The following is a 6,757-nucleotide window of genomic DNA, read 5'->3' as shown; positions in this document are numbered from 1 at the left end:
GGTGGTGACGCTCGGCGACGTCCGCTCGACGCTGCTGGCGCCCCTCCGCCGACGGGGCACGACGGTGCTGCTGCCCGGCGAGTCGTTCGGGGTCGGGAACCTCGCCTACTTCTGGCTGCAGGCCCACGCCCGTCGGAGCCGCGGGGTGCCGACCGCGGTGCGCTCGACGCGGAGGACCGCGGAGTGGGCGGAGGTCTTCCCGCGGGTCGTCGAGGAGCTCGTGGTGCCCCCGGCGGGGATGTCGTTCTTCAGCCCCCGCGAGCTCGGGAGCGTCCACCAGGAGCTCGGCGTGGAGTTCACGACGGACGAGCTGGCGGACTTCGTCGCGACGATGCTGCTCCCGCCCGGCGGTCCCTTCACCGCTCTGGTGGCGGCGGCGCGACCGGAGGCGGACCTCACCGTGAACATCCGGCGCGGCGACTACTACAGCGTCCCGGCCTTCCGCGGCCGCTACTCCTTCGACGTGGTCGAGTACGTCGACGCGGCGCTCGCCCTGGCCCGCGAGCGGGAGCCCGTGCGCAGCGTCCTGATCGTGTCGGACGACCTCGACTGGTGCCGGGTGAAGCTGGCCCGCGTCCTCGAGGGCCTCGAGGTGCGCTTCCCGGGGGCGGGGACGCCGGTGCCGCAGCAGCTCGCCCTGCTGGCCGCGTCCCGCCGCCTGGTGCTGACGAACTCGACCTTCTCGTACTGGGGCGCGCATCTCGGCGACCACGTGCACGGCGGAGCCGACGTGATCGCGCCGTGGTTCCACAGCCGCGCGTGGAACGGAGGGGCGGCGACGCAGCTCGACCCTCGCTGGCGGGTGGTCCGCGACCTCCCCGGCGGCTGGGACGGCTGACGCGGAGAGTCGGAGTCCGGCGGCTGCGCGGGGCTCGCGGGTACCGGCGGGGGCTGTGGGCGGGCGGCTCCGGGGGCGCGACCGGGCATGGACGGCTGCGGGCAGGCGGATGTGCGAGGACGGCTCCGGGCTCGCGGCTCCGTGCTCTCGGCTCGGCTCTCGGCCGCGGGCTCTCGGCTCCGGGCTCGCGGCTCCGGGCCTCAGCGCAGGACGTGGCCCTCGACGTCGACGGGAGCCCGGGCGGTGAGGCGCTTCAGCCGCATCGCGGGGCGCTCGACCAGCAGCCAGCTCGCCCACGCGAGGGGGACCGTCGCTGCGACCGAGAGCGCGATGTACGCCCAGAGCGGCACGGCGGCTCCGGCTCCGACGATCGCCAGCGAGAGCAGCTGCTGCACGGGGAACGCGTAGATGTACATCCCGTAGGAGACGTCGTGGGTCGCGCCCACTCGACGCAGGGGGAGCCGGGCGCCGAGCGCGACCATCAGATAGGCGAGGGGGAGGCCGGCGAGCACGCGGTAGAGGCCGGCCGCGATCACGAGGACGAGCAGCACGGCGGCGGCAGCGGTGAGCGCGCCCGTCAGGGGGAGGCGGTCGCGGTACAGGTGCACGAGCGCGCCGGCGAGGAAGTACCCGACGAGCGTCACCGTCTGGTTGAGGGGCGCCGGGAACGGGACGAGGTCCGTCGCGAGCACCGCCGCGACGAGGGTGAGGCCCGCGAATCCCGCGACCACGAGGGGGCGCACCCAGCGCGCGGGCGCCAGGGAGACGAGCAGGCCGATCACGACGTAGCTGACGAACTCGTAGAACAGGCTCCAGAGCGAGCCGTTCCACGCGCCCGGGTAGGGCACGGAGCCGAGCATCCCCGCGATGCCGTACTCCCGGATGTAGAGGGCCGCATTGGCGACCACGAAGCGCACCGCCCCGGCCGCGCTGTACTCGCCGGCTCCGAGGAGGAGCGACGCGAGCGGTGCGGCGACGAACGCCACGACCAGGAGCGAGACGAGGAAGGCGGGATAGATGCGGAGGAAGCGCCGCCAGAGGAAGTCGACCAGCGATCGCGAGCGCAGCCGGCTCGCGGTGATCAGGAAGCCGGAGGTGGCGAAGAACCCGCCGACCGCCCAGGCGCCGAGGGTCGAGCCTCCGAACCCGGGGTCGTCGCCGTAGCCGCCGAGGGGGAAGGAGTGCGACACGATGACGAGGACCGCAAGCCCGAGCCGCAGGGCGTTGATGCTGTTCGACCGCGGGTCGAAGGCGGAGCCGATGGTCGGGCGCGGGCGCGTGCGCGGGTGTGGCGCGCGGGCGGGCGCGGCGGTGCGCCGGCCGTTCTCCTGGCGGGTCATGCGCACATCCTGCTGACCCCGGCCGCCGCCGTCGATCGGGCGTGGGACGCGCCGCGCTCCTCCCGGAGGGCCCGCGCGCCAGCAACGACGCGCGCTCCACCCCTGCGGCCCCGTCGCGGAGCTGACGCGGACTGACGTGCGGCCTGCGGCTGATCCCTCTCCGCCCCGTCGTCCCTCCGTCGCCCTCTCCCGCGAGACGCCGCTCCGGTACGCGACACGCGGGAGGGGGCGTACCGGAGCGGGCGTACCGGAGCGGCACCTCGTGGCAGGCGGTCGGGTCACGCCGGTCGGATCACGCCGGTCAGAGCAGCCCGTCCGTGAGGTTGTCCGGCGTGCCGAAGCGGTGGGCCGTGATCGACACGGCCTGCTCGCGGAGGAACGGCAGCAGCTCCAGCCGGCCCGCCTCGGTCGCCGGGCCGGCGTAGACCGCGAGGTCGGGGCGCCCGCCCGTCGCGGCCGTCACCGTCGCGGCGGACGCGCCCAGCAGGCGCACCCGTCCGGCGCCGTGCGCGCGCACCCGCGCCTCCCACGCCGCGTCGTCCTCGACCACGACGGCGCCGGCCGCCTCGTCGAGACCGGCGGCGAGCTGCGGAGGCAGCGCCGCGGCGCTCGAGACGACCACGCGTGCCTGCGCGGTCGCCGCCGCGACGGCCACCCGCATGAGCGAGCCCAGCGGCTCCCCGGCGGCCAGGCGCACCAGCACGGCGGAGTCGTAGGGCAGGCGGCGGAAGACGTTGCGCTCCGCCTCCAGCCCCGTCACGTCGCGAGGAGTGCCCGCGGCCCACGCCGCCGCGCAGCTGCGCGCCGTCCGCTCCACCGCGGCGTGCTCCTCCGCCGGGAGCTCCGCGCGCGACGCGGCGAGCAGGCGGGCGGCCGGTCCGACGACCGGAGCGGTCGCCTCCGACGGCGCCGCGGTCCACGAGCCCAGGCCGAGCAGGTAGTCCGGTCCGCCCGCCTTGGTGCCTGGGCCGACCGCCGACTTCTTCCAGCCGCCGAACGGCTGGCGCTGCACGATAGCCCCGGTGATCCCGCGGTTCACGTAGAGGTTGCCCGCCTCGATCCCGTCGAGCCAGGTGCCGATCTCCTCCGGGTCGAGCGCGTGCAGGCCCGAGGTGAGCCCGTAGTCGACCTCGTTGACGATCGCGATCGCCTCGTCGAGGGTCGCCGCCGTCATGATCCCGAGGATCGGCCCGAAGTACTCGGTGCGGTGGAACTCGGAGCCGCGGCGCACGCCGTCGCGGACGCCGGGGCTCCACAGGCGTCCGGAGTCGTCGAGGCTCCGCGGCTGCAGCAGCCAGGTCTGACCGGCGCCGAGCCCGGTCAGGCCGCGCAACAGCTTGCCCTCGGCGGGTTCGATCACCGGCCCCATCCGCGTCGCGGGATCGGTCGGGTAGCCGACCGTGAGGGAGGAGACCGCGTCGAGCAGCTGCGCGCGGAACCGCTTCGAGCGCGCGACGGAGCCCACCAGCACGACGAGCGAGGCGGCGGAGCACTTCTGGCCCGCGTGCCCGAAGGCGCTCGCCACCACGTCCTTCACCGCCAGGTCCAGGTCGGCCGAGGGGGTGACCACGATCGCGTTCTTGCCGCTCGTCTCGGCGAGCAGCGGGAGGTCGTTCCGGAAGGAGCGGAACAGCTCCGCCGTCTCGTAGGCGCCGGTGAGGATCACGCGGTCGACCTGCGGGGAGGCGATCAGGTCGCGCCCCAGCTCCTCCTCCGGCAGGCGGAGCAGGCGCAGGGCCTCGCGGGGCACGCCCGCCGCCCACAGCGCCTCCGCCACCACGGCGCCGCAGCGCGCAGCCGGACCGGCGGGCTTGAGCACCACGGCGGAGCCGGCCGCGAGCGCCGCGAGGACGCCGCCGGCCGGGATCGCGACCGGGAAGTTCCACGGCGGAGCGACCAGGGTCAGCGCGGCCGGGTGGAAGCGGGCGCCGTCGACCGCGTCGAGCTCGAGGGCGCGCTCGGCGTAGTAGTGGGCGAAGTCCACGGCCTCCGAGACCTCGGGGTCGCCCTGGTCGAGGGTCTTGCCGCCCTCGGCCGCCATGACCTCGAGCAGCTCGGCGCGGCGCGCCTCCAGCTCGTCGCCGGCGCGGTGCAGGATGCGGGCACGCTCCTCGGCCGGGACGTCGCTCCAGCCGCTGCCGCGGGCGCCGGAGAGCACCGACTCCAGCTCGTCGAGGGTGCCGATCGTGGCGGCCTCGATCGCGTCGGCGCCGGCCCGGGAGGAGGGGACGCGCGCGAGGATCGCCTGCGCCCACTCGCGGTTCGCGGCGACGGACGGGTCGGTGTCGGGGGTGCTGCGGAAGTCGCCCGGTCCCGGGCGGCCGCTCGCGGCGAACCGGTCGGGCACGCGGTGCGCCGGGGGGACGGCCCCGTCGAGGGCGGCGACGGAGGCGCGGAACCGCTCCTCCTCCCTCGCGAAGAGCGCCGGGTCGGCCTCGAGCTCGAAGACGGCCGACATGAAGTTCTGGCTCGACGCGCCCTCCTCCAGCCGGCGGATCAGGTAGGCGATCGCCACGTCGAACTCGGCCGGCGCGACGACCGGCGTGTAGAGCAGGAGCGAGCCGACCGTGCGGCGCACCGCCTCCGCCTGGCCCTGTGCCATGCCGAGGAGCATCTCGTACTCGATCCCCTCGCGGACGCCGCGGGCGCCGGCGAGCAGCCACGAGTACGCGACGTCGAAGAGGTTGTGCCCGGCGACGCCGACCCGCACGTTGCGGATCCGCTCCGGGTGCAGCGCGTAGTCGACGACGCGCTTGTAGTTCGTGTCGGAGTCCTGCTTGCTGCTCCAGGTCGCCAGCGGCCAGCCGTGGACCGAGGCCTCGACCTGCTCCATCGGCAGGTTCGCGCCCTTGACCAGGCGCACCTTGATGCCGGCGCCACCGCGGGCCCGGCGGGCGGCGCTCCACTCCTGCAGGCGGATCATCGCCGAGAGCGCGTCCGGCAGGTAGGCCTGCAGCACGATGCCGGCCTCGAGACCGAGGAACTCCGGTCGGTCGAGGATGCGGGTGAAGACCGCGATGGTGAGGTCGAGGTCCTTGTACTCCTCCATGTCGAGGTTGATGAACTTCTGCGGCGAGGACGCGGCGGCCCGGGCGAACAGCGGCGCCAGCTCCTCCACGATGTCGTCGACCGCGGCGTCGAAGGCCCACGGGTTGTGCGGGGCGGTGCTCGAGGAGACCTTGATCGAGACGTAGTCGACGTCGTCGCGGGCGAGGAGCCGGTGCGTCCCCTCCAGGCGGCGGTGGGCCTCCTCGCGGCCGAGGACGGCCTCGCCGAGCAGGTTCATGTTGAGCCGGACGCCGTCGCGGCGGATCGCGGCGATGGCCGGGCCCAGGCGCGAGTCGGTCGCGTCGATGATCAGGTGGCCGACCATCCGTCGCAGCACCCGGCGCGCGATCGGCACCACGACGTCCGGGAGGAGCGGCGCCATGACGCCGCCGAGGGCGACCGCGCCGCGCATCGGAGCAGGGAGGAAGGACGGCACGCCGCCCGCGATCGCCTTCAGCGCCGCCGCCGCGACGCGGGTGTCCTCGGGGCGGACGACGCCGTCGACGAAGCCGACCGTGAAGTCCAGGCCGGCCGGGTCCTTCAGCACGCCCGCCAGCTGCGCCCCGGAGGCGTCGATCGGGATCGCGGACGCCTCGCGCAGCCAGCGCCGCACCAGGGCGACGCTCTCGTCGACCAGGCGGGGATCGATCGAATCGGCGGACGGACCGTCGGCCGCGGGGCCGGTGGCGAGAGCGGGGCTGGCGAGATCCGTCATGGTGCGGTCCTTCTGCTCTGAGGTGGGTGCCTTCAGTATTCGACCGACTACCGTTGAGCAGAAGCGACCGTTCCTTACCGGTACCGGTCAGCTCAGCTGAACGATCGGAGGGACGCCGTGCTCGATGTCCGCCGCCTGGTCCTGCTCCGCGAGGTGGCCATCCGCGGCACTCTCGCCGCCGCGGCCGAGGCCCTCGCCTACAGTCCCTCCGCCGTCTCGCAGCAGCTCGCCGTGCTCGAGCGCGAGGCCGGCGTCGAGCTGCTGCGGAAGGCGGGCCGGCGCATGCAGCTCACACCCCAGGCCGAGATCCTGGTCGAGGCGGCCGGCGAGGTGATGGCCCTGCTCGAGCGGGCGGAGGCGGCGCTCGCGGCCTCGGGGGAGTCGGTGACCGGCCGGGTACGCGTCGCGGTGTTCCAGTCGGCCGCGCTCGCGCTCATGCCGGGTGCGCTCCGGGCCGTCGCCGACCGCTTCCCCGAGGTGCGTGTCGAGATGGTGCAGCGCGAGCCCGAGGGTGCGCTGCACGAGACGTCGTGGGCGCGGGAGTTCGACCTCGTCGTCGCCGAGCAGTACCCCGGCCACTCGACCTTCTGGCTGCCCGGACTGGTGCGCAGCGACCTGACGACCGACGCGATCCGCCTCGCCGTGAGCCGCGACTCCGCCGTGGTCGACCTCGCCTCGGCCCGCGACTCCGCCTGGGTGATGGAGCCGCGCGGCACCGCGAGCCGCCACTTCGCCGAGCAGACCTGCCGGGTCGCGGGCTTCGAGCCGGACGTCCGCTTCGAGACCGCCGACCTGCAGGCGCAGATCCGACTCGCC

At 74.8% G+C, this 6,757-nt stretch carries 4 protein-coding genes; 2 read left to right on the top strand and 2 right to left on the bottom strand.

All coding sequences use genetic code 11. The features are described from left to right. Nucleotide 1 precedes the first annotated feature (1 nt). On the top strand, nucleotides 2–838 hold the full coding sequence (locus tag C5C95_RS13415; RefSeq protein ID WP_104267852.1) for an alpha-1,2-fucosyltransferase: 837 nt from the start codon (nucleotides 2–4) through the stop codon (nucleotides 836–838). 200 nt (nucleotides 839–1,038) lie between these two features. Here C5C95_RS13415 and C5C95_RS13410 read toward each other — a convergent pair whose 3' ends face one another. Further along, nucleotides 1,039–2,178 carry an acyltransferase gene (locus tag C5C95_RS13410; RefSeq protein WP_104324633.1) on the bottom strand — a complete coding sequence of 380 codons (1,140 nt, stop codon included), beginning with the start codon at nucleotides 2,176–2,178 and terminating at the stop codon, nucleotides 1,039–1,041. A 301-nt stretch (nucleotides 2,179–2,479) separates the two neighbouring features. Continuing rightward, nucleotides 2,480–5,941, bottom strand: coding sequence for a bifunctional proline dehydrogenase/L-glutamate gamma-semialdehyde dehydrogenase (locus C5C95_RS13405; RefSeq protein ID WP_104324632.1), 3,462 nt, complete (start codon nucleotides 5,939–5,941; stop codon nucleotides 2,480–2,482). 117 nt (nucleotides 5,942–6,058) lie between these two features. Here C5C95_RS13405 and C5C95_RS13400 point away from each other — a divergent pair. Further along, a partial coding sequence (locus C5C95_RS13400) for a LysR family transcriptional regulator (protein WP_104324631.1) occupies nucleotides 6,059–6,757 on the top strand: 699 nt, incomplete at its 3' end.

It is taken from the genome of Rathayibacter sp. AY1B7, from assembly GCF_002932735.1.
GTDB lineage: Bacteria > Actinomycetota > Actinomycetes > Actinomycetales > Microbacteriaceae > Rathayibacter.
Note: the sequence above shows the minus strand (reverse complement) of the source record. Positions and strands in the feature narration are given on the sequence as shown.